The organism is Streptomyces sp. HUAS TT7 (assembly GCF_051550175.1).
Classification (GTDB): Bacteria; Actinomycetota; Actinomycetes; order Streptomycetales; family Streptomycetaceae; genus Streptomyces.
In genome coordinates this window covers 3,415,750-3,433,802 of record NZ_CP196175.1, presented here as the reverse complement: position 1 = coordinate 3,433,802, position 18,053 = coordinate 3,415,750, and the positions used below count along the sequence as shown (strand labels likewise).

The 18,053-nt window shown below is 72.0% G+C and carries 20 protein-coding genes and 1 riboswitch; of the genes, 12 read left to right on the top strand and 8 right to left on the bottom strand.

Annotated elements, in window-relative coordinates; translation table 11 throughout:
• The first annotated feature begins 59 nt into the window (after window positions 1-59).
• Complete coding sequence (locus ACSHXC_RS15305) at window positions 60-1,049, top strand: malate dehydrogenase (RefSeq protein ID WP_438292149.1); 990 nt, start codon at window positions 60-62, stop codon at window positions 1,047-1,049.
• Window positions 1,050-1,112: 63 nt separating this feature from the next.
• Here ACSHXC_RS15305 and ACSHXC_RS15300 read toward each other — a convergent pair whose 3' ends face one another.
• Window positions 1,113-1,430 carry a hypothetical protein gene (locus ACSHXC_RS15300; RefSeq protein WP_438292148.1) on the bottom strand — a complete coding sequence of 106 codons (318 nt, stop codon included), beginning with the start codon at window positions 1,428-1,430 and terminating at the stop codon, window positions 1,113-1,115.
• Between the two features lie 52 nt (window positions 1,431-1,482).
• Here ACSHXC_RS15300 and ACSHXC_RS15295 point away from each other — a divergent pair, with 52 nt between their 5' ends.
• Together ACSHXC_RS15295 and ACSHXC_RS15290 are read left to right on the top strand one after the other, a co-directional pair.
• On the top strand, window positions 1,483-1,728 hold the full coding sequence (locus tag ACSHXC_RS15295) for a helix-turn-helix transcriptional regulator (RefSeq protein WP_344375383.1): 246 nt from the start codon (window positions 1,483-1,485) through the stop codon (window positions 1,726-1,728).
• The gene (locus ACSHXC_RS15290) at window positions 1,725-2,231 is read left to right on the top strand and encodes a hypothetical protein (protein WP_438292147.1); all 507 of its coding nucleotides are present in this window, start codon (window positions 1,725-1,727) and stop codon (window positions 2,229-2,231) included. The genes ACSHXC_RS15295 and ACSHXC_RS15290 overlap by 4 nt, the downstream gene beginning before the upstream one ends.
• 105 nt (window positions 2,232-2,336) lie before the next feature.
• Here the strand turns inward: ACSHXC_RS15290 and ACSHXC_RS15285 are convergent, their stop codons facing one another.
• Genes ACSHXC_RS15285 through ACSHXC_RS15275 form a run of 3 tightly spaced genes read right to left on the bottom strand, consistent with a single transcriptional unit; the run spans window position 2,337 to window position 4,005 of the window.
• Window positions 2,337-3,065: an isocitrate lyase/PEP mutase family protein gene (locus tag ACSHXC_RS15285; protein WP_438292146.1), complete on the bottom strand. Its 729-nt coding sequence runs from the start codon at window positions 3,063-3,065 to the stop codon at window positions 2,337-2,339.
• Window positions 3,053-3,511, bottom strand: a complete 459-nt coding sequence (locus tag ACSHXC_RS15280; protein WP_438292144.1) for a carboxymuconolactone decarboxylase family protein — start codon at window positions 3,509-3,511, stop codon at window positions 3,053-3,055. The genes ACSHXC_RS15285 and ACSHXC_RS15280 overlap by 13 nt, the downstream gene beginning before the upstream one ends.
• Entirely contained in the window at window positions 3,508-4,005 is a 498-nt protein-coding gene (locus ACSHXC_RS15275) for a carboxymuconolactone decarboxylase family protein (protein WP_438292142.1), read from the bottom strand. The genes ACSHXC_RS15280 and ACSHXC_RS15275 overlap by 4 nt, the downstream gene beginning before the upstream one ends.
• 46 nt (window positions 4,006-4,051) lie before the next feature.
• On the opposite strand from ACSHXC_RS15275, the gene ACSHXC_RS15270 reads away from it, so the two are divergent.
• Complete coding sequence (locus ACSHXC_RS15270) at window positions 4,052-5,458, top strand: PLP-dependent aminotransferase family protein (protein ID WP_438292141.1); 1,407 nt, start codon at window positions 4,052-4,054, stop codon at window positions 5,456-5,458.
• A 10-nt stretch (window positions 5,459-5,468) separates the two neighbouring features.
• Here the strand turns inward: ACSHXC_RS15270 and ACSHXC_RS15265 are convergent, their stop codons facing one another.
• Window positions 5,469-6,329, bottom strand: coding sequence for a hypothetical protein (locus tag ACSHXC_RS15265; protein ID WP_438296599.1), 861 nt, complete (start codon window positions 6,327-6,329; stop codon window positions 5,469-5,471).
• Between the two features lie 141 nt (window positions 6,330-6,470).
• Between ACSHXC_RS15265 and ACSHXC_RS15260 the strand changes: the two genes are divergently transcribed.
• The gene (locus ACSHXC_RS15260; RefSeq protein WP_053728362.1) at window positions 6,471-6,740 is read left to right on the top strand and encodes a hypothetical protein; all 270 of its coding nucleotides are present in this window, start codon (window positions 6,471-6,473) and stop codon (window positions 6,738-6,740) included.
• An 11-nt stretch (window positions 6,741-6,751) separates the two neighbouring features.
• Complete coding sequence (locus ACSHXC_RS15255; RefSeq protein ID WP_438292140.1) at window positions 6,752-7,933, top strand: glutathionylspermidine synthase family protein; 1,182 nt, start codon at window positions 6,752-6,754, stop codon at window positions 7,931-7,933.
• 76 nt (window positions 7,934-8,009) lie between these two features.
• On the opposite strand, the gene ACSHXC_RS15250 is transcribed toward ACSHXC_RS15255, so the two are convergent.
• A complete protein-coding gene (locus ACSHXC_RS15250; protein ID WP_438292139.1) occupies window positions 8,010-8,705 on the bottom strand; it encodes a polysaccharide deacetylase family protein in 696 nt (231 codons plus the stop codon).
• 301 nt (window positions 8,706-9,006) lie between these two features.
• Here ACSHXC_RS15250 and ACSHXC_RS15245 point away from each other — a divergent pair, with 301 nt between their 5' ends.
• The 3 genes from ACSHXC_RS15245 to ACSHXC_RS15235 are packed head-to-tail and all read left to right on the top strand — an operon-like array spanning window position 9,007 to window position 12,068.
• The gene (locus ACSHXC_RS15245) at window positions 9,007-10,767 is read left to right on the top strand and encodes a hypothetical protein (RefSeq protein ID WP_438292137.1); all 1,761 of its coding nucleotides are present in this window, start codon (window positions 9,007-9,009) and stop codon (window positions 10,765-10,767) included.
• Window position 10,768: 1 nt separating this feature from the next.
• Window positions 10,769-11,155, top strand: a complete 387-nt coding sequence (locus ACSHXC_RS15240; protein ID WP_438292135.1) for a hypothetical protein — start codon at window positions 10,769-10,771, stop codon at window positions 11,153-11,155.
• Window positions 11,156-11,162: 7 nt separating this feature from the next.
• Window positions 11,163-12,068: a hypothetical protein gene (locus tag ACSHXC_RS15235; protein ID WP_438292133.1), complete on the top strand. Its 906-nt coding sequence runs from the start codon at window positions 11,163-11,165 to the stop codon at window positions 12,066-12,068.
• Window positions 12,069-12,083: 15 nt separating this feature from the next.
• Here ACSHXC_RS15235 and rocD read toward each other — a convergent pair whose 3' ends face one another.
• Window positions 12,084-13,319: an ornithine--oxo-acid transaminase gene (rocD, locus tag ACSHXC_RS15230; RefSeq protein WP_438292132.1), complete on the bottom strand. Its 1,236-nt coding sequence runs from the start codon at window positions 13,317-13,319 to the stop codon at window positions 12,084-12,086.
• A 91-nt stretch (window positions 13,320-13,410) separates the two neighbouring features.
• A riboswitch (ZMP/ZTP riboswitch) is annotated at window positions 13,411-13,501 on the top strand.
• A gap of 28 nt (window positions 13,502-13,529) precedes the next feature.
• Between rocD and glyA the strand changes: the two genes are divergently transcribed.
• From glyA to ACSHXC_RS15215, 3 genes are all read left to right on the top strand, one after another.
• Window positions 13,530-14,801, top strand: coding sequence for a serine hydroxymethyltransferase (glyA, locus tag ACSHXC_RS15225; protein ID WP_438292130.1), 1,272 nt, complete (start codon window positions 13,530-13,532; stop codon window positions 14,799-14,801).
• Between the two features lie 537 nt (window positions 14,802-15,338).
• Window positions 15,339-16,349 (top strand): tryptophan--tRNA ligase, encoded by a 1,011-nt coding sequence (gene trpS, locus ACSHXC_RS15220; protein ID WP_438296598.1) that lies wholly within the window; start codon window positions 15,339-15,341, stop codon window positions 16,347-16,349.
• A 104-nt stretch (window positions 16,350-16,453) separates the two neighbouring features.
• A complete protein-coding gene (locus ACSHXC_RS15215; RefSeq protein WP_438292129.1) occupies window positions 16,454-17,032 on the top strand; it encodes a 2'-5' RNA ligase family protein in 579 nt (192 codons plus the stop codon).
• 259 nt (window positions 17,033-17,291) lie between these two features.
• On the opposite strand, the gene ACSHXC_RS15210 is transcribed toward ACSHXC_RS15215, so the two are convergent.
• On the bottom strand, window positions 17,292-18,047 hold the full coding sequence (locus tag ACSHXC_RS15210) for a decaprenylphospho-beta-D-erythro-pentofuranosid-2-ulose 2-reductase (RefSeq protein ID WP_438292128.1): 756 nt from the start codon (window positions 18,045-18,047) through the stop codon (window positions 17,292-17,294).
• Between the last annotated feature and the right edge of the window lie 6 nt (window positions 18,048-18,053).

The window sequence follows — 18,053 nt, the reverse complement described above, 5'->3', positions numbered from 1 at the left end:
GGGGTGCCCGGAAACGAGGGGCAACCCCCCACCACCCGCTGTTTCTAACGGAGATCGCCATGACCCGCACTCCCGTGAATGTCACCGTCACCGGCGCGGCCGGCCAGATCGGCTACGCGCTGCTCTTCCGCATCGCCTCCGGTCACCTGCTCGGCCCGGACGTGCCGGTCAACCTGCGCCTCCTGGAGATCACCCCGGCCCTGAAGGCCGCCGAGGGCACCGCCATGGAGCTCGACGACTGCGCCTTCCCGCTGCTGCGGAACATCACCATCACGGACGACGCCGACGTGGCCTTCGACGGTGCCAACGTGGCCCTGCTCGTCGGCGCCCGCCCGCGCACCAAGGGCATGGAGCGCGGCGACCTGCTGTCCGCCAACGGCGGCATCTTCAAGCCGCAGGGCAAGGCCATCAACGACAACGCCGCGGACGACATCAAGGTCCTCGTCGTCGGCAACCCGGCCAACACCAACGCGCTCATCGCGCAGGCCTCGGCCCCGGACGTACCGGCCGAGCGCTTCACCGCGATGACCCGTCTGGACCACAACCGGGCGATTTCCCAGCTGGCGAAGAAGACCGGCACCACGGTCTCCGACATCAAGCGCCTGACCATCTGGGGCAACCACTCGGCGACCCAGTACCCCGACATCTTCCACGCGGAGATCGCGGGCAAGAACGCCGCCGAGGTCGTGGGCGACGAGCAGTGGCTGGCCGACGAGTTCATCCCGACCGTCGCCAAGCGCGGCGCGGCGATCATCGAGGCCCGTGGCGCGTCCTCGGCCGCCTCGGCCGCCAACGCCGCCATCGACCACGTGCACACCTGGGTCAACGGCACCGCCGAGGGCGACTGGACCTCCATGGGCATCCCGTCGGACGGCTCCTACGGCGTCCCCGAGGGCCTTATCTCCTCCTTCCCGGTCACCGTGAAGGACGGCAAGTACTCGATCGTCCAGGGCCTGGACATCAACGAGTTCTCCCGCGCGCGCATCGACGCCTCCGTCAAGGAGCTCGCCGAGGAGCGCGAGGCGGTCCGCGAGCTCGGCCTCATCTGAGCCAAGCAGCAAGCACTTCGACGGAGCCCCGGCAGCCACTGCCGGGGCTCCGCCCGTTTCCCGCTACTTCGCCGCCGCGTCCCTCGTCAGCTGCACGGCGGAGAGCAGGCTGAGCCCCGGCTGGGCCTGGCGCAGCGCCTTGACGGCGTGCACCGACTCGTCGTCCGGGCCCGTGTAGCCGACCGAGGCCCGCTGCTCGCGCACCCAGCGGGCACGCAGCTCGCGGTCCGGCACGGCCGCCGCCCGCTCGGCCATCTCGACGGCCGCCTCAAGACCCGGGCGCTCCGCCTCCCCGGCACCCTCCAGCGCCTCCCGCAGCGCCTGCGCGATGTCGTCCGCGTCGCGCAGCACCAGCACCGAAAGCTCCCTGCGTCCGAACATGAAAACTCCCCGCTCGTTGTGTTCCTGCTCATCAATGTAGTACTTCTTATACATGAGCGAGCAGGTGCACAACAGGTTGGCGATGGTGCGTGCCGAGCGCAAGGTGTCGCGCCAGAGCCTGGCCGAGGCAGTGGGCGCCCACTACCAGACCATCGGCTACATCGAGCGGGGGCAGTACAACCCGAGCCTCGACCTGGCGTTGAAGATCGCGCAGTACTTCGGGCTTCCGGTGGAGGCGCTGTTCTCCCTCGAACCGTTCCGCCCGCTCACCGACGAGGCCTACGGGAGGAACCAGTGACGAACGCCCAGCTGACGCGCTACGACCGGCGGATGCAGGAGATCATGAACCGGCGCGAGGCGGCGCCGCTGTACGCGACCGCGGGCCGCAGGCGGGTCCTGGTCGCCGTGCACGTGCTGATGACCGCGGCGACGGTGACGGCCGGGCTGGTCGCGGACGTCGGCGGATCGATGGTCGCGATGTGGGTGATGCTCGCGCTGGTGCTGCCTTGGTGCATCGCCACCGGCGCCATCAACGCCTCGACGCGCGGCCTCCTCGAACTGCGCCGCCGGGCCCTGGACGAGCGCCAGCGCGCGGAGCGCAGCGAGGTTCTGGCCCGCGCCCACCGGATCACCACCGGGCTGCTGTTCGCGGCCGCGGGCGCCGTCATCGGGTACGGGCTCGCGGGCGGCTCCACCGGCCGGCCCGCCCTGATGGCCCTGGTCGCCGGGGTGATCGCGCACTGGCTGATGCCGATGTGGGTGGCGGGCCTGCGCGCCCAGGACGAGCCGGACGACGAGTAGCGAGTACGAGGATGCGAGGGTGCCCCGGCCGACGAACGGCCGGTACGCACAAGAGGGTGCCCCCGGCCGCACAAGGCCGGGCGCACCCTCATCCACGTACGGCGGCTACAGCTCTCGCACCTGGCGGGCGATGTCCCGCAGCGCGTTCGTCGCGCGGATCTGGAGGCCCGGGCCGAACGTGATGCGGCCCGCGCCCAGTTCGCCGAGGCGGCGCGGGCCCGGGGCGTCCGGCAGGACCGCCATGTTCACCGGTACCGGCACGGCCTTCGCGATCTCCGGCAGGTGCTCGGCCGGGGCTGCGAAGGGGTAGACGCCGTCCGCGCCCGCCGCCACGTACGCCCGGGCCCGCGCGATCGTCGCGTCCAGCTCGGGCAGCCCGCGGATGTACGTGTCGACGCGGGCGTTGATGAACAGCCGGTCGCCCGCCTCCGCGCGCACCTCGGCCAGCCAGTCGGCGTGCCGGGCCGGGTCCTTGAGGGCGCCCCCGGCGGAGTCCTCCAGGTTGCAGCCCACCGCGCCCGTCTCCAGGAGCCGGTCCACCAGCTCCTTGGCGTCGAGGCCGTAGCCGCCCTCGATGTCCGCCGAGACGGGGATCGAGACGGACCGTACGATCCGGGTCACCGCGGCGAACATCTCGTCCGCCGGCGTCGCACCGTCCTCGCACCCCAGCGACGCCGAGACCCCCGCGCTCGGCGTGGCCAGGGCCGGGAAGCCGGCCTCTTCGAAGACCCGGGCGCTGGCCGCGTCCCAGGGGCCCGGCAGGATCAGCGGATCGCCCGGGGTGCGCCCCTGGTGCAGGGCGCGGAAGGCGGCGGCAGGGTTCAGCTGTGCCATTCGGTTTCTCCGGGTGCCGTGCGGCGGGTCACCATCAGGCGGTTCCAGCTGTTGATGACGGTGATCGTCGCGATGAGGTGGGCGAGTTGGGTCTCGGTGAAGTGCTCGGCGGCCTGCCCGTACACCGCGTCGGGTACGAAGCCTTCGGTCAGGACGGTGACCGCCTCGGTGAGGGCGAGGGCCGCGCGCTCCTGCCGGGTGAACAGGTCGCCGGCCTCCTCCCACGCCGCGAGAAGGCCGAGCCGCTCCTCGGCCTCGCCGGCCTTGCGGGCGGCCGCGAGGTGCATGTCCAGGCAGAAGGCACAGTGGTTGAGCTGGGACGCGCGGATCATCACCAGCTCGGCGAGGGCCGGGTCGCCCAGGCCCCGCTTGGCGGCCGCGCCGAGCCCGGCGAGGCTCAGATAGACGTCCTCGGGGACCTGGAACTCCCTTGCCCCTGTGCTCACTTGTACATTCCGGGGGTGTAGTGGCCGGCCGCGCCGCGCGTGGTCACGCCGAAGCGGTTCCAGGCGTTGATCATGGCGATGGTCGCGATGAGCTGCGCGAGCTCGGTCTCCTCGAAGTGCTTGGCGGCCTTCTCGTACACCTCGTCCGGTACGAAGCCGTCGGTGAGCACGGTGACCGCCTCGGCCAGCTCGATCGCCGCGAGCTCCTTCTCGGTGTAGAAGTGCGCCGACTCCTCCCACGCGCTGAGCTGCACGATCCGCTCCACCGACTCGCCGGCCGCGAGCGCATCCTTGCTGTGCATGTCCAGACACAGGGCGCAGTGGTTGAGCTGCGAGGCGCGGATCTTGACCAGCTCGGCGATCACCGGGTCGAGCCCGCGCTCGGCGGCGGCGGTCAGCTTGATCATGGCCTTGTAGACCTCGGGTGCGGCCTTGGCCCACTGGAGGCGGGGGAACTGCTCGGGTGCGTACGTCTTGGTCTCGTTCGTGGTCATGGGACGAACGTACGTGGAGTGTGGCACCCGAGTATGGTCCATTCCCATGGTGAAATCCTGGGCCACTTCTCCGGAAACTCTCGGTGTCGATCTGCACATCGACGTGGGCGGCGCGGGCCTGCGCTCGGGCCTCACGGACGCGCTGCGCGAAGCCGTACGCAGCGGACGGCTCACTCCCGGCACCCGGCTGCCGTCCTCGCGCTCGCTCGCCGCCGACCTCGGGATCGCCCGCAACACCGTCGCCGACGCCTATGCCGAACTGGTCGCCGAGGGCTGGCTCACCGCGCGCCAGGGCTCCGGGACGACGGTGGCCCAGCGAGCCGTGGCCCGCCCCGACCGGAGCCACACCCGGCGCCTGCCGACCCGCCGCAAGCCCACGTACAACCTGATGGCGGGCTCGCCCGACGTCGCCTCCTTCCCGCGCGCCGAGTGGCTCAAGGCGGCCCGCCGGGCGCTCACCGACGCCCCGCACGAGGCCTTCGGCTTCGGCGATCCGCGCGGCCGCATCGAGCTGCGTACGGTCCTGGCGGACTATCTGGCCCGCGCGCGCGGCGTGTACGCCTCGCCGGACCGCATCGTCGTCTGCTCCGGGTTCCTGCACGGCCTGATGCTGATGGCCAAGGTGCTGAGGGCCCGCCGGGTGCGGGAGGTGGCGGTCGAGTCGTACGGCCTCGACTTCCACTGGAACGTGCTGACCGACGCGGGCCTTCGCACCCCGGCGCTGCCGCTCGATCAACTGGGCACCCGTACCGAGGAGTTGGGGGCGATGAGGGGGGTGGGGGCGGTGCTGATGACGGCCGCGCACCAGTTCCCGATCGGGGTGCCGCTGCTGCCCGACCGGCGGGCGGCGGCCGTCGACTGGGCGCGCACCACGGGCGGGCTGATCCTGGAGGACGACTACGACGGGGAGTTCCGATACGACCGCCAGCCGGTCGGCGCGCTCCAGGGCCTCGACCCCGAGCACGTCGTCTACCTCGGCACCGCGAGCAAGTCCCTCGCGCCGGGACTGCGCCTGGGCTGGATGGTGCTGCCCGGACATCTCGCGGACGAGGTCGTGCAGGCCAAGGGCGGGGAGTGGGCGAACGGCTCGCTGGACCAGCTGACGCTGGCCGAGTTCATCCGGTCCGGCGCGTACGACCGTCATGTGCGCGGCATGCGGCTGCACTACCGGCGCCGCCGCGACCAGTTGGTGACCGCGCTCGCCGAGCGGGCCCCCGAGGTGCGGGTCAGCGGCATCGCGGCCGGGCTGCACGCCCTGGTCGAACTCCCGCCCGGCACCGAGCGCTCCATCATCCGGGCCGCCACCTGGCAGGGCCTGGCCCTGGAAGGCCTCTCCCGCTACCGCCACCCCGAACTCGCCCCGGAACGGGACGCGTTGGTGGTGGGGTACGGGACGCCGTCGGACTCGGGGTGGACGGGGGCGCTGGACGCGCTGTGCAACGTTCTGCCGTGAACGGTGTGGCTCAGTGCTCCCGTACGTCCTGGAGCGAGGGCTCCGGGTCCGGCTCCGGGGCCTCGCCGAAGCGGGCCAGGGCGAGCGCGCCCGCCACCGCCACCGCGAAGCCGGTGACGGTCAGCCAGCCGAGTCCGTCCCGGGTGCGGTCGCCCAGCCAGGCCACGCCCACCAGGGCCGGGCCGATGGTCTCGCCGATGACCATGCCCGCCGTCGCCGTGGTGACCGAGCCGCGCGAAAGCGCCGAGGTGAGCAGCAGGAACGCTGCGCCGCCGCCGAGCAGCAGGGCGTAAAGGGCGGGATTGGTCAGGTCGAAGGGGTCGTCGATGAGCCGGACCGCGACCTCGACCACGCCGAAGCCGCAGCCCGCGCCGAGCCCGAGGACCAGCGCCCGGGCGCGGTCCGGCAGCCGGCCCCCGACCGCGCCAGCCACCAGCACCGCGGCGGCCACCCCGAGGAGCCACCAGTGCAGGGAGGCGGGGCCCGCCTCCTCGCCCTCCGCGCCGGACGACAGGCCGAGCATGGCGAGGCCCGCGCAGACCACCCCGACCGCCGCCCACTCCGTACCGGAGAGCCGGACCTTGAGGATGCGGGCCGCGACCACCGCCGTCACCGCGAGCGAGGCGGCGAGCGCCGCGCCGACCGCGTAGATCGGCACCGAGCGCAGCGCGAGGATCTGGAAGACGAAGCCGAGGCCGTCGAGCGCCAGCCCCGCGACATAGCGCCACTGGCGTACGGCGCGCAGGAGCAGCGCCGCGTCGACACCGGAACCGGCGCCCGCCCCCGTACCCGGTTCGGCGGCGCGCGTCGCGGCGGCCTGGAGGACGGTGGCCGTACCGAAGCAGACAGCGGACGCAAGCGCGCAGATCATCCCGAAGAACACAGGGGGGACTGTAGCCGCAGGCCCGGCGGGCGGTGAAAGCCCGGGGGCGGGTCGCCGATGGCCGGGAACTAGTGTGTGGCCGAAACGCGTCCCACAGCGGAGTCGGTACGAGAACGGGGGAGATCCGCGATGCGAAGGTTCAGGTCCGCGACGGTGGTGCTCGGCGGGATGGGAGTGCTCGCCGCCACGCTCACCGCGTGCAGCGACGAACCGGACCGGCGCTGCGTCAACCCGGTCACGTACAAGGAACTGCCGAAGTACGAGTGCAAGAGCGGCGGCACCGGTCAGTACTACTACGGCGGGTCCAGCCGCAGCGGCAAGGTCTCCGGCGGCTCCTTCGACAAGTCCGGCGTCTCGCGCGGCGGGTTCGGCGGCCACGGCGACTCCAGCGGCGGCTGAGGGGCTGGAGCATGGAACGGCATGACATGGAACCGCGCCCCGACTGGCAGCGGACCGTCGAGGAGCAGGGCGTGATCTACCCGCTGACCCGCTACCCCGACGACTCGCTGCGCCCGTACTGGGACGAGAGCGCCTACTACTCCTTCACGCTGCCCGAGGTCGAGGCGCTGGAGGAGACCGTCGAGGAACTGCACGGCATGTGCCTGACCGCGGCGGCGCACATCGTCGAGAAGGGCCGCTTCGCGGACCTGGGGATCATGGACGGCCGGCTGGCCGACCTGGTGGCGGAGTCGTGGCGGCGCAGGGGCGAACTCCCGTCGCTGTACGGCCGGTTCGACCTGCGGTACGACGGGACCGGCCCGGCCAGGATGCTGGAGTACAACGCGGACACCCCGACCTCGCTGGTCGAGGCGGCGAGCGCGCAGTGGTTCTGGATGGAGGACCGCTTCCCCGGCGCGGACCAGTGGAACTCGCTGCACGAGCGCCTCGTCGAGGCGTGGAAGCGGCAGGCGCCACTGCTGCCGCCCGGGCCCGTGCACTTCGCCCACTCCGACACCGACGAGCTCGGCGAGGACCTCATGACGGTCGCCTATCTGCGCGAGACGGCGGAGCAGGCGGGCCTGGACACGGAGGCGCTGTCGGTCGAGTCGATCGGCTGGGACAGCATCACCGGCCGCTTCGTGGACGACCGCCTCCGGTTCATCCGGGCCTGCTTCAAGCTCTACCCGTGGGAGTGGCTGGCCTCCGACGAGTTCGGGCCACAGGTCCTCGACACCCTCGACAACGGGGGCGGTACGGGGACGACGTGCTGGATCGAGCCGGCGTGGAAGATGCTGCTCTCCAACAAGGCGCTGCTCGCGGTGCTGTGGGAGCTGTACCCGGGGCACCCGAACCTGCTTCCGGCATACCTGGACGGGCCGCGGGACCTTGCTGCCGGGCGGGGTTACGTGGCGAAGCCCCTGCTCGGCCGAGAAGGCGCGGGGGTCACCCTGCATCCCCCGGGCTCCGCCCCGGCCCGCCCCGACGAGCTCTGCTGCTACCAGGAGCTGGCCCCCCTGCCGGACTTCTCGGGGAACCGGGTGGTGCTGGGGGCGTGGGTGGTGGAGAACGAGCCGGCGGGCCTGGGCATCCGGGAGTCGGCGGGGCTCGTCACGGACGAGTACGCGAGGTTCGTGCCGCACGTGATCCGCTGAGCGTGGGCCCCCTGCCAAGGACGGCCCTGCCAGGTGCGCGGGGAACTGCGCGGGGCCGGGGGCGGACTCCAGGGTGTCACTCGGGCACGTACGACCGCAGCGGGGCCACCCGCAACCCCGCCGCGTCCGCTGCGGCCAGCGCTCGCGCCAGGTCCGCCGACACCGTGTCGTTGAAGTGCAGCAGCACGATGTCCCCCGCCCGCAGCGAGGGCGTCGGCGGGGTCACCCCGGACCACGTCGTGAAGTCGTACGTCCACGTGACCAGCGCCTTCGCCCCGCACTCCCGGGCCACCCGCCGAGTCGTCGCGTCGTAGGCGCCGTACGGCGGCCGGGCCAGCCGTGGTTCGAGGCCGAACCGGGCGAGGGCCTGCTCGCGTGCCCCGCACAGTTCGGACTTCTGGCCCGCTTCCGGCAGCGTCGTCAGATCGGGGTGGTTCACCGTGTGGTTCTCGACGGCGGCCGGTCCGTGGTCGAGCAGCGTGCGGAAGTATCCGGCGTCGTACGAGTACGCCCCCGGCAGCAGGAACAGGGACGCCGGGACCTGGCGGTCCAAGAGGAGTTGCCGCGCGGCCGGGTCGTGGTTCCAGCCATCGTCGATGGTGATGAAGACGACCGGGTCCGTCGTGTCGACGTGAGAGACGACGGGCACCGGCTCCGGCCAGGTGGCATCCGCCCGCGCGGGCCCGGCGAGGCCTGCGAGCAGCAGCACGGGTGCGAGGACGGCGAGGGCGGCGTGGCGGGCGCGGCGACGGGCGATGCGAGGTCTCGGCATGACCGGCATCATTGGTCCAGGCCAACTCCCTTGTCAATGGGGCCCGTTGCCCCAGCCGGGCCGCGCCGCGGGTGAGGCTTCGCGGCCGACGGCCGGGGAGTCGGCGGCGCCCCGATGCGCCCCATCCGTGCTCCCCCTGCCCCTTCCGTGCGCCTCCGCGGAACCCGTGGGGGCGGTGTGAACAGGGCGGCGTGCGCCCCGCATCGTCGTTACCATGTCCACCTTGGTCGCGCCTCGAACTCGCCTTCAAGGAAGGAAGTTGGTGAGTGCGGCGTACGTCAACCGTTCGGGGGAGCAGGACATGACGCAGGCTCAGGTGCCGCCGCAGGCTCAGGCCGCGGGACCCGGCGGGCTGCCGCCGGTGCATCCCTCGCTCAGCGAGGCGACCCGCCTCATGGCCGCGGGCAGCTACCTCGACGAGGAGTACCGCGACGCCGTCATCGACGAGCTGTACGTCCACGAGGAGCGGGTGACCGCCCCCTCCCTCGGCTTCGACGCGGCCCGCGTCCTCGCGCACGCGCTGCGCGCCCGGAACCTGGAGATCGCCTGGGCGCTCGGCATCCTCGTGCTCTGGGTGCTCGGCGTGGTCGTCACCCGAAGCGCCCTCCTCCTGGTCCTCGGCCCCTGCCTCCAGCTCGGCATCGCCCGCCTCATCCGCGGCACCGCCCGGCCCGCACCCTGGTACCGCACCGTCCCCGCGTTCGTCCTGCGCTGGTGGGCCCGCGGCCTGCTGGCCGTGTTCGCCGTCGCCGTCCTTGTCTCCATCTTCGGCGGGTACGACTCCTCGTCGCACAACTACCCGTCGGCATACGGGAGTTACGGAGAGGACGCCGCATACGGCACCGGCGGCTCGGGCTCCGTTCCGAACTTCGTCGCCGGGCCCGCCCGCCTCGTCGGGGGCGGTGCCCTCGATCTCGCGAGCCAGGGCTTCAGCCCCGGTCTGGCCTGGGGGGTCGCCGGCTGCTTCGCCGTGATCGCGCTCTGCGTCGGCCTGCAGCGCCTCCAGTTCGCCCGGATGATGGCGGGCGAGCTGTCGCCCGAAGGCTTCCAGGACTTCGCCGCCGACCCCGCGCAGAACAACGACAACGGGCGGCTCAAGCGCCTTGCCGCGATGATCCGCGTCGAGCAGCACGCCCGCCTCGCGGTCTACCGCGCCGACGCCCCCTTCCGCGGCGCGGGCGATCCCTTCGAGCCCTGGTCGGTCACCATCCAGCTGCGCCCCCGCAAGTCGCTCGGCGACCGGCGTCCGACCCGGGTGTGCAACGCCGAGATCCTGCGCATCGTCGAACCCCTCATCACCCAGCTCCGCATCCCCGCGCCGACGGCGGCCGCCGAAGCCCTCGCCGTACGCGACCGGCTGCGCCAGCTCGAAGTCACCGAGTACGTCTTCCTGCCCGTCGACGGGCTCCCCTCGCGCGCCCACGCCCCCTACCGCGAGGGCGACTTCGAGCAGCACCGCGCCGCCGCCCTGGAGGAGGGCGGCGAGGCGCGCAGGCACTTCCTGCGGATCCGGGTCGGCGGCTGGGAGGAACACCTCGTCACGACCGTGTTCGTGCGCGTCCACACGCAGGGCGGCATGCTGGTCCTGGAGATCGCGCCGCACGTGCTGCCCCCGCTGCGCGAGGACTTCTTCCGCGCGGACCGCGCCGCCCACGACTTCAACTGCCGCACCCCGCTGGGCAAGGCGGCCTGGGCCCTGACGCGCACCCCGGGCTCCGCGTTCCGCTCGCTGCTCGTGGTGGGCCGCGCGATCGGCTCCACCTGGCACCGCCTCACCGGCGGATACGGCCGGGCACTGCCCGACGGCCCCGCCCGCTCGGTGCGCGAACTGGCCGCGGGGCCCGACACCTCCCTCTTCCAGGCGATGGACTACCGGCGTTACGTGAAGTCCATCGAGGACCGGGTGACCAGCGGCGTGCGCAGCGCCCTGTACGAAGCCGGGTACGACACCGGGCAGTTCGAGCAGAAGATCGTCAATGTCGCCCAGGGCGGCGTCATGATCGAGAACTCCCGGGGAGCGATCAGCGTCGGCGACCACAACACCGTCAGGAACGAGGGCTGAGATGACCACACCGGGTGACGACAGCACGCAGCGGGACCAGCGATCCGTACACATCAGCGGGGTGACCGGGTCCGTCTCGGTCGGCGACCACAACAAGGTGACCAGCGTCTACCGCGCGGGCGCCCCCGACGACGAGGCCCACCTCCAACTCCTCGACGCCATCGTCGAGTTCAGGGCGGGGCTCGCCCAGCTCGTGCGCAACGACCAGACCCGCGCCCTGGACGCCGAACTCGCCGACACCGAGGAGGAGATCCGCACCGCAGGGCAGGCGACCCCGGGCCGCCTCGCCCGGCTCGGTGAGCTGCTCACCGGCGCCACCGCCCTCACGGGCCTCCTAGCCTCGGGCGAGACGCTGGTCCAGCGGGTCCGCGACCTGATCGGGATGTGAGGCCCCGGTGAGCGGCGGCAAGGACGAGGTCCGCTGGAACGCGGCCACCCAGAAGTGGGAGACGGTACGGGACGCCGCTTCCCCGGCGGCTCCGCCGCCACCCCCCGCGCCCCCGCCGGTCCCGCAGGCGCCGCCTCTCGTCCCCGGGCATGCGCACGCGGACCCGTACAAGACGGCCGGCCCGCAGCCGGGACCCCCCGCGCTCCCCGAGCCGCGCCCGGGCCGACGTGTGCCCGTCGCCGTCGTCGTGGCGGCGATGGTCTTCGTCGTGGTGGCCGGTGCGGGCGGCGGCTGGCTCCTCGCCCGCGGCGGGACGCACCACCCGAAGGCCGCGGCGAGCCCACCCGCGTCCGGCGCCCCCTCCGGCACCCCGGACCGGACCGGCGACGACAAGAGCAGCCCCTCTGTCCCGGCATCCGCCTCGCCCGGCGCCACCGTGCCCGCCGGGTTCCAACTCGCCCGGGATCCAAGGGGGTTCAGGCTGTACGTGCCGCAGGGCTGGACCCGTGAGGACCAGGGGCCCAAGGGTGTGTTCTACAACTCCGCCGACCGCACCCGTCTCATCCAGGTGTACCTCGTCTCCGAGGCGGGCCTGAGCCCGTACGACGCGCTGAAGCAGACCTCGGGGGAGCTGGCGAAGAACCCCGGGTACCAGGAGATCAGCCTCGGCAACGACGCGACCGTGCCCGGGGTCGCCCCGCAGGCCGCGCGGCTCGTCTACGCGTACGACAACCAGCAGCTCGGCCACCGGCGCCAAGTGGTGGACTACGCGTTCCTGACGCCCGGCGGCGAGCACTACGCCGTACTCTCCGCGGCTCCCGCCGAGGTGTGGCCCGAGCAGGAGCAGACCCTGAAGACCGCGCTCAGCGCCTTCTGCTCGGGTTCCAACTGCCCGTCTCTGCAAGGAGGTTGACGGTACCGGGCCGGGTCAGTGCTCGGCGAGCACCGCGCGCAGTTGGTCGAGGCCCCAGTCCAGATCCTCCTTGCTGATGACCAGGGGCGGGGCGATCCGGATCGTCGAGCCGTGGGTGTCCTTGACCAGGACCCCGCGGTCCATCAGCTTCTCCGAGATCTCCCGGCCCGTCCCGTACGACGGGTTGATGTCGACGCCCGCCCACAGCCCGCGCCCGCGCACCGCCTCGACCGCACCCGCGCCGGTCAGCAGGCCGAGCTCGTGGTGCAGATGCTCGCCCAGCTCGGTGGCGCGCTGCTGGTACTCGCCGGTGCGCAGCATCGCGATGACCTCCAGGGCGACCGCGCAGGCCAGCGGGTTCCCGCCGAACGTCGAGCCGTGCTCGCCCGGCCGGAACACGCCAAGGACTTCCGACGACGCGGCGACCGCCGACACCGGGACGACACCGCCGCCCAGCGCCTTGCCCAGGATGTACACGTCCGGCACCACACCCTCGTGCTCGCACGCGAACGTCCTGCCGGTGCGGCCGAACCCGGACTGGATCTCGTCCGCCATGAACAGCACGTTCCGCTCGCGCGTCAACTCCCGTACGCCCGCCAGGTATCCGGCCGGCGGGACGAGCACGCCGGCCTCGCCCTGGATGGGCTCCAGGAGTACGGCCACGGTGTTGTCGGTGACCGCCGCCCGCATCGCGTCGAGGTCGCCGTACGGGACGATCTCGAAGCCCGGTGTGTACGGGCCGTAGTCCGCGCGGGCCTCCGGGTCGGTGGAGAAGCTGACGATCGTGGTCGTACGGCCGTGGAAGTTGTCCCGGGCGACCACGATCTTCGCCTGCCCGTCCGGAACGCCCTTGATCTTGTAGCCCCACTTGCGGGCGGTCTTCACGGCGGTCTCCACCGCCTCCGCCCCGGTGTTCATGGGCAGTACCATGTCCTTGCCGCACAGCTCGGCGAGCTCCGTACAGAATTGGGCGAAGCGGTCGTGGTGGAACGCCCTCGACGTGAGGGTCACGCGGTCCAGCTGGGCCTTCGCCGCGTCGATGAGCCGGCGGTTGCCGTGGCCGAAGTTGAGTGCCGAATAGCCGGCCAGCATGTCGAGATAGCGCCGGCCCTCGACGTCCGTCATCCAGGCGCCCTCGGCGGAGGCGACCACGACGGGCAGGGGATGGTAGTTGTGCGCACTGTGTGCCTCGGCGGAACGGATGGCGTCTTCGGTCACGGCGTGTGTCGACACGGGTTCTCCGATCGTCATGCGGCATGGGGCGTTGGTGGTGCCCTTTTCTATCGTCGCTCGGATACCGGACGAAGAAACCTTGCCGTCGGACGTGGCCGGTAGGGTGTTCGGTACGCACGGCGACTGGCGAGCGGGGAAGCGACCCCGGGGGAGCCGTGCGCGGCCTGCCGCACGAGGTGCCGCCCGCCTGGGCACCCCGGGAACCTGTCAACGGACCCGGAGGACGCCATGAGCCTTCCCCTTTCCCACCCCGCCCTGCTCGCCACCGACCCGGAGCTGGCCGCGCTCGTCGCCGCCGAGGAACGGCTCCAGTCGGACACCCTGCGTCTGATCCCCAGCGAGAACTACGTCTCGACGGCCGTCCTGGAGGCCTCGGGGACGGTCCTCCAGAACAAGTACAGCGAGGGCTACGCGGGCCGCCGCTACTACGAGGGCCAGCAGAACATCGACAAGGTCGAGAGGCTGGCCGTCGACCGCGCGAAGGCCCTGTTCGGCGTCGAGCACGCCAACGTCCAGCCGTACTCGGGCTCGCCTGCCAACCTCGCCGTGTACCTCGCGTTCGCCGAGCCGGGCGACACCGTGATGGGCATGGCCCTGCCGATGGGCGGCCACCTCACGCACGGCTGGGGCGTCTCGGCGACCGGCAAGTGGTTCCGTGGCGTGCAGTACGGGGTGCGCGCCGACACGGGCCTGATCGACTTCGACGAGGTGCGCGACATCGCCCTCAAGGAGCGCCCGAAGCTGATCTTCTGCGGCGGTACGGCGCTGCCCCGCACGATCGACTTCGCCGCGTTCGCGGAGATCGCGCGGGAGGCGGGCGCGGTGCTCGTCGCGGACGTCGCGCACATCGCGGGGCTCATCGCGGGCGGCGCCCATCCCTCCCCGGCGCCGTACGCCGATGTCATCTCCACGACCACCCACAAGACTCTCCGGGGTCCGCGGGGCGCGATGCTGATGTCCCGGGAATCGCACGCGAAGGCCATCGACAAGGCGGTCTTCCCCGGGCTCCAGGGCGGCCCGCACAACCAGACCACCGCGGCGATCGCCGTCGCGCTGCACGAGGCGGCGCAGCCGGCGTTCTGCGCGTACGCGCACCAGGTGGTGGCCAACGCGAAGGCGCTGGCCGAAGCTCTGCTGGCCCGGGGCTTCGACCTGGTGTCGGGCGGCACGGACAACCACCTGATCCTGATGGATCTGACGCCGAAGGACGTGCCGGGGAAGGTGGCGGCGAAGGCGCTCGACCGGGCGGGTCTTGTCGTCAACTACAACACGGTCCCGTACGACCCCAGGAAGCCCTTCGACCCCTCCGGGATCCGCATCGGCACGCCTTCGCTGACGTCCCGGGGTCTGGATGCCTCGCACATGCCGCTGGTGGCGGAGTGGATCGACCGGGGGATCGTGGCGGCGGGCTCTGGTGACGAGGGTGCCCTTGCGGCGATCCGGGCCGAGGTGGCCGACCTGATGGCCTCGTACCCTGCCCCGGGGCTACCCCTGGATTGAGCCCCTCCCCGCCCCTTCCCCAGACCCTCCGAGGGGTGTGAGTGGGCTGAACTGGCTTCCTGGGGCTCCGCCTCAGACCCTGTTCGCGCCTTAAGGGCGCTCGTCCTCATACGCCGGACGGGCTAAAGACGCCCGTACCGCATGCTGCCAGGGGCGCGGGGCTGTGACATTGCGCGGCTCCGCCGCGATGGGCGCGACCAGCGGTGCTGGGCGACCTACAGGGGCGCGGGGAACTGCGCGAGCAACCACGCACGGTCCGCAGTCGAAAGCCGCCCACCCAGCCTCTCCGGCGTTTGAGGAGCGGGGTCCGGGGCGGAGCCCCGGGGGTCAGCCGGTTCAACACCCGTCACGGGCGAGTGGGTGGGCCAGCGCCCCGGGGGTCGGGGGCGCGGAGCCCCCGCGGGGGTGGGTCACCTTGTGGGGCCGGTCACAACGGCGCGGGTTTCCGGGACGGTACGCGCACCTGAGAGAATGCTGAGCATGGCCTCCACCCGCCCGCCCGTCACCCACCACCACCCTCAGGGGAATGGCTCCGCCATGCAGCGTCGTCCGCGTGTGCTCTCCGGAATCCAGCCCACCGCAGGCTCGTTCCACCTCGGCAACTACCTCGGCGCGGTCCGCCAGTGGGTGGCGCTGCAGGAGTCCCACGACGCGTTCTACATGGTCGTGGACCTCCACGCGATCACCGTTCCGCAGGACCCGGCCGAGCTGCGCGCCAACACGCGGCTCGCCGCGGCCCAGCTCCTTGCCGCCGGTCTCGACCCCGAGCGCTGCACGCTGTTCGTCCAGAGCCACGTCCCCGAGCACGCCCAGCTCGCCTGGATCATGAACTGCCTGGCCGGCTTCGGCGAGGCCAGCCGGATGACCCAGTTCAAGGACAAGTCGGCCAAGCAGGGCGCGGGCAACGCGACCGTAGGCCTCTTCACGTACCCGATCCTCCAGGTCGCCGACATCCTGCTCTACCAGGCCAACGAGGTCCCGGTCGGCGAGGACCAGCGCCAGCACATCGAGCTCACCCGCGACCTGGCCGACCGTTTCAACGGCCGGTTCGGCGAGACGTTCACCGTCCCGGCGCCGTACATCCTCAAGGAGACGGCGAAGATCTACGACCTCCAGGACCCGTCGATCAAGATGAGCAAGTCGGCGTCGACGCCGAAGGGCCTCATCAACCTGCTCGACGACCCGAAGACGACGGCGAAGAAGGTCAAGAGCGCGGTCACCGACACGGACACGGTGATCAAGTACGACACCGAGAACAAGCCCGGCGTCTCCAACCTGCTGTCCATCTACTCCACGCTCACCGGCAAGACGATCGCCGAGCTGGAGGCCGAGTACGAGGGCAAGATGTACGGGGCGCTCAAGACGGACCTCGCCGAGGTGATGGTGGAGTTCGTCACGCCGTTCCGCACGCGTACGCAGCAGTACCTGGACGACCCCGAGACGCTGGACTCGCTGCTCGCCAAGGGCGCCGAGAAGGCCCGCGCGGTCGCCGCCGAGACGCTGGCGACGGCGTACGACAGAGTCGGCCTGCTGCCCGCCAAGCACTGAACCGGACGGCCTGGCCGGAGCCCGACCAAGGGCTCTGGTCAGCCGACGCCGATCCCGTCACACTCACACTGCACAGCACCGACCGACACCATGAGGAGAACGACGTGGGGACCGTAACGCTCGGCGTTTCGATCGCGGTCCCGGAGCCGTACGGCAGCCTGCTCCAGGAGCGGCGCGCGGGCTTCGGGGACCCTGCCGCGCACGGCATCCCCACGCACGTCACCCTGCTTCCGCCGCACGAGGTCGAGGCGGAGTGTCTGCCGGAGATCGAGGCGCACCTGGCCTCGGTCGCTGCGGCGGGCCGGGCGTTTCCGATGCGGCTCGAAGGGACGGGGACGTTCCGCCCCCTGTCCCCGGTCGTCTTCGTCCAGGTGGTGGAGGGCGCGGGCGACTGCGCGTGGCTCCAGCAGCGGGTACGGGACGAGGCGGGGCCGCTGGTGCGCGAGCTCCAGTTCCCCTACCACCCCCATGTGACGGTGGCGCACGGCATCTCCGAGGCGGCGATGGATCTGGCGTACGAGTCCCTGGCGGGGTTCTCGGCGGCTTGGACGTGTGGGGGGTTCGCCCTCTACGAGCAGGGGGTGGACGGGGTCTGGCGCAAGCTCCACGACTACCCCTTCGGCCTCGGCGCCCTGGCCGTCCCGGCCCAGGCCACGACCCTGGACCAGCCTTCCCTGCGCTAGCCAGCCCTGAGGGCTGCGCCCCCGGCCCCCCATCCCTTCGGTCCGCGGGCCGTGCGTGGTTGCTCGCGCAGTTCCCCGCGCCCCTAGCAGCATCGACCCTGGCCAGCACCCGGCATCTTTAGCCCGTCATGGGGGTCCCCCCTGGCCCTTAAGGCCTTGGGGGAGTTTGAGGACGAGCGCCCTTCAGGCGCGATACGGGGTCTGGGGCGGAGCCCCAGGAAACGGACCTTCCCCTCCCTCCCCACCCCCGGAGGGCGCGTCACACCGGCAGCCTCCGGAACACCCCCCGCGGCGCATGCCTCAGCGCTGACATCACCACCCTCAGCGCCCCCGGCACCCACACCACCTCCGCCCGCCGCCGCAACCCCGCCTCGATCGCCAGGGCGACCGCCTCGGGGGTCGTGGCCAGGGGAGCCTCGGACAGCCCCGCCGTCATCTTCGTACGGACGAAGCCGGGGCGTACGACCATGACGTGCACCCCCGTGCCGTGCAGCGCGTCCCCCAGACCCTGGGCGAACGCGTCGAGCCCCGCCTTGCTCGACCCGTAGATGAAGTTGCTGCGGCGGGCGCGTTCGCCGGCCACGGAGGACAGCACGACCAGCGAGCCGTGGCCCTGCGTCTGGAGGGCCTTCGCGCAGATGAGGCCCGCCGAGACCGCGCCGGTGTAGTTGGTCTGCGCGACCCGCACCGCCGCGAGCGGCTCGCTCTCGTCGCGGGACTGGTCGCCGAGCATCCCGAACGCGAGCAGCACCATGTCGATGTCCCCCTCGGCGAACACCTTGCCGAGGGCGACCTCGTGCGCGTCGGAGTCGAGCGCGTCGAAGGCGAGGGTGTGGACGTCCGGGCCCAGCTTCCGCAGTTCGGCCGCCGCCGCCTCCAGCGCGGGGGAGGGCCGGCCCGCGAGCCAGACCGTACGGGTGCGACGGGCCACCAGGCGCCGGGCGGTGGCCAGGCCGATCTCGGACGTACCGCCGAGCACGAGCAGGGACTGCGGGGTACCGAATGCGTCCTTCATCAGGGC

What these genes read in the sequence shown, in the direction of transcription:
- ACSHXC_RS15265 (WP_438296599.1), bottom strand. Translation starts at nt 6,329, where the DNA reads ATGATCTGCGCGCTTGCGTCCGCTGTCTGCTTCGGTACGGCCACCGTC.
- ACSHXC_RS15240 (WP_438292135.1), top strand. Translation starts at nt 10,769, where the DNA reads ATGACCACACCGGGTGACGACAGCACGCAGCGGGACCAGCGATCCGTA.
- ACSHXC_RS15245 (WP_438292137.1), top strand. Translation starts at nt 9,007, where the DNA reads ATGACGCAGGCTCAGGTGCCGCCGCAGGCTCAGGCCGCGGGACCCGGC.
- ACSHXC_RS15255 (WP_438292140.1), top strand. Translation starts at nt 6,752, where the DNA reads ATGGAACGGCATGACATGGAACCGCGCCCCGACTGGCAGCGGACCGTC.
- ACSHXC_RS15285 (WP_438292146.1), bottom strand. Translation starts at nt 3,065, where the DNA reads ATGGCACAGCTGAACCCTGCCGCCGCCTTCCGCGCCCTGCACCAGGGG.
- ACSHXC_RS15260 (WP_053728362.1), top strand. Translation starts at nt 6,471, where the DNA reads ATGCGAAGGTTCAGGTCCGCGACGGTGGTGCTCGGCGGGATGGGAGTG.
- ACSHXC_RS15210 (WP_438292128.1), bottom strand. Translation starts at nt 18,047, where the DNA reads ATGAAGGACGCATTCGGTACCCCGCAGTCCCTGCTCGTGCTCGGCGGT.
- rocD (WP_438292132.1), bottom strand. Translation starts at nt 13,319, where the DNA reads ATGACGATCGGAGAACCCGTGTCGACACACGCCGTGACCGAAGACGCC.
- ACSHXC_RS15270 (WP_438292141.1), top strand. Translation starts at nt 4,052, where the DNA reads ATGGTGAAATCCTGGGCCACTTCTCCGGAAACTCTCGGTGTCGATCTG.
- ACSHXC_RS15295 (WP_344375383.1), top strand. Translation starts at nt 1,483, where the DNA reads ATGAGCGAGCAGGTGCACAACAGGTTGGCGATGGTGCGTGCCGAGCGC.
- trpS (WP_438296598.1), top strand. Translation starts at nt 15,339, where the DNA reads ATGCAGCGTCGTCCGCGTGTGCTCTCCGGAATCCAGCCCACCGCAGGC.
- ACSHXC_RS15305 (WP_438292149.1), top strand. Translation starts at nt 60, where the DNA reads ATGACCCGCACTCCCGTGAATGTCACCGTCACCGGCGCGGCCGGCCAG.
- ACSHXC_RS15300 (WP_438292148.1), bottom strand. Translation starts at nt 1,430, where the DNA reads ATGTTCGGACGCAGGGAGCTTTCGGTGCTGGTGCTGCGCGACGCGGAC.
- glyA (WP_438292130.1), top strand. Translation starts at nt 13,530, where the DNA reads ATGAGCCTTCCCCTTTCCCACCCCGCCCTGCTCGCCACCGACCCGGAG.
- ACSHXC_RS15250 (WP_438292139.1), bottom strand. Translation starts at nt 8,705, where the DNA reads ATGCCGAGACCTCGCATCGCCCGTCGCCGCGCCCGCCACGCCGCCCTC.
- ACSHXC_RS15275 (WP_438292142.1), bottom strand. Translation starts at nt 4,005, where the DNA reads ATGACCACGAACGAGACCAAGACGTACGCACCCGAGCAGTTCCCCCGC.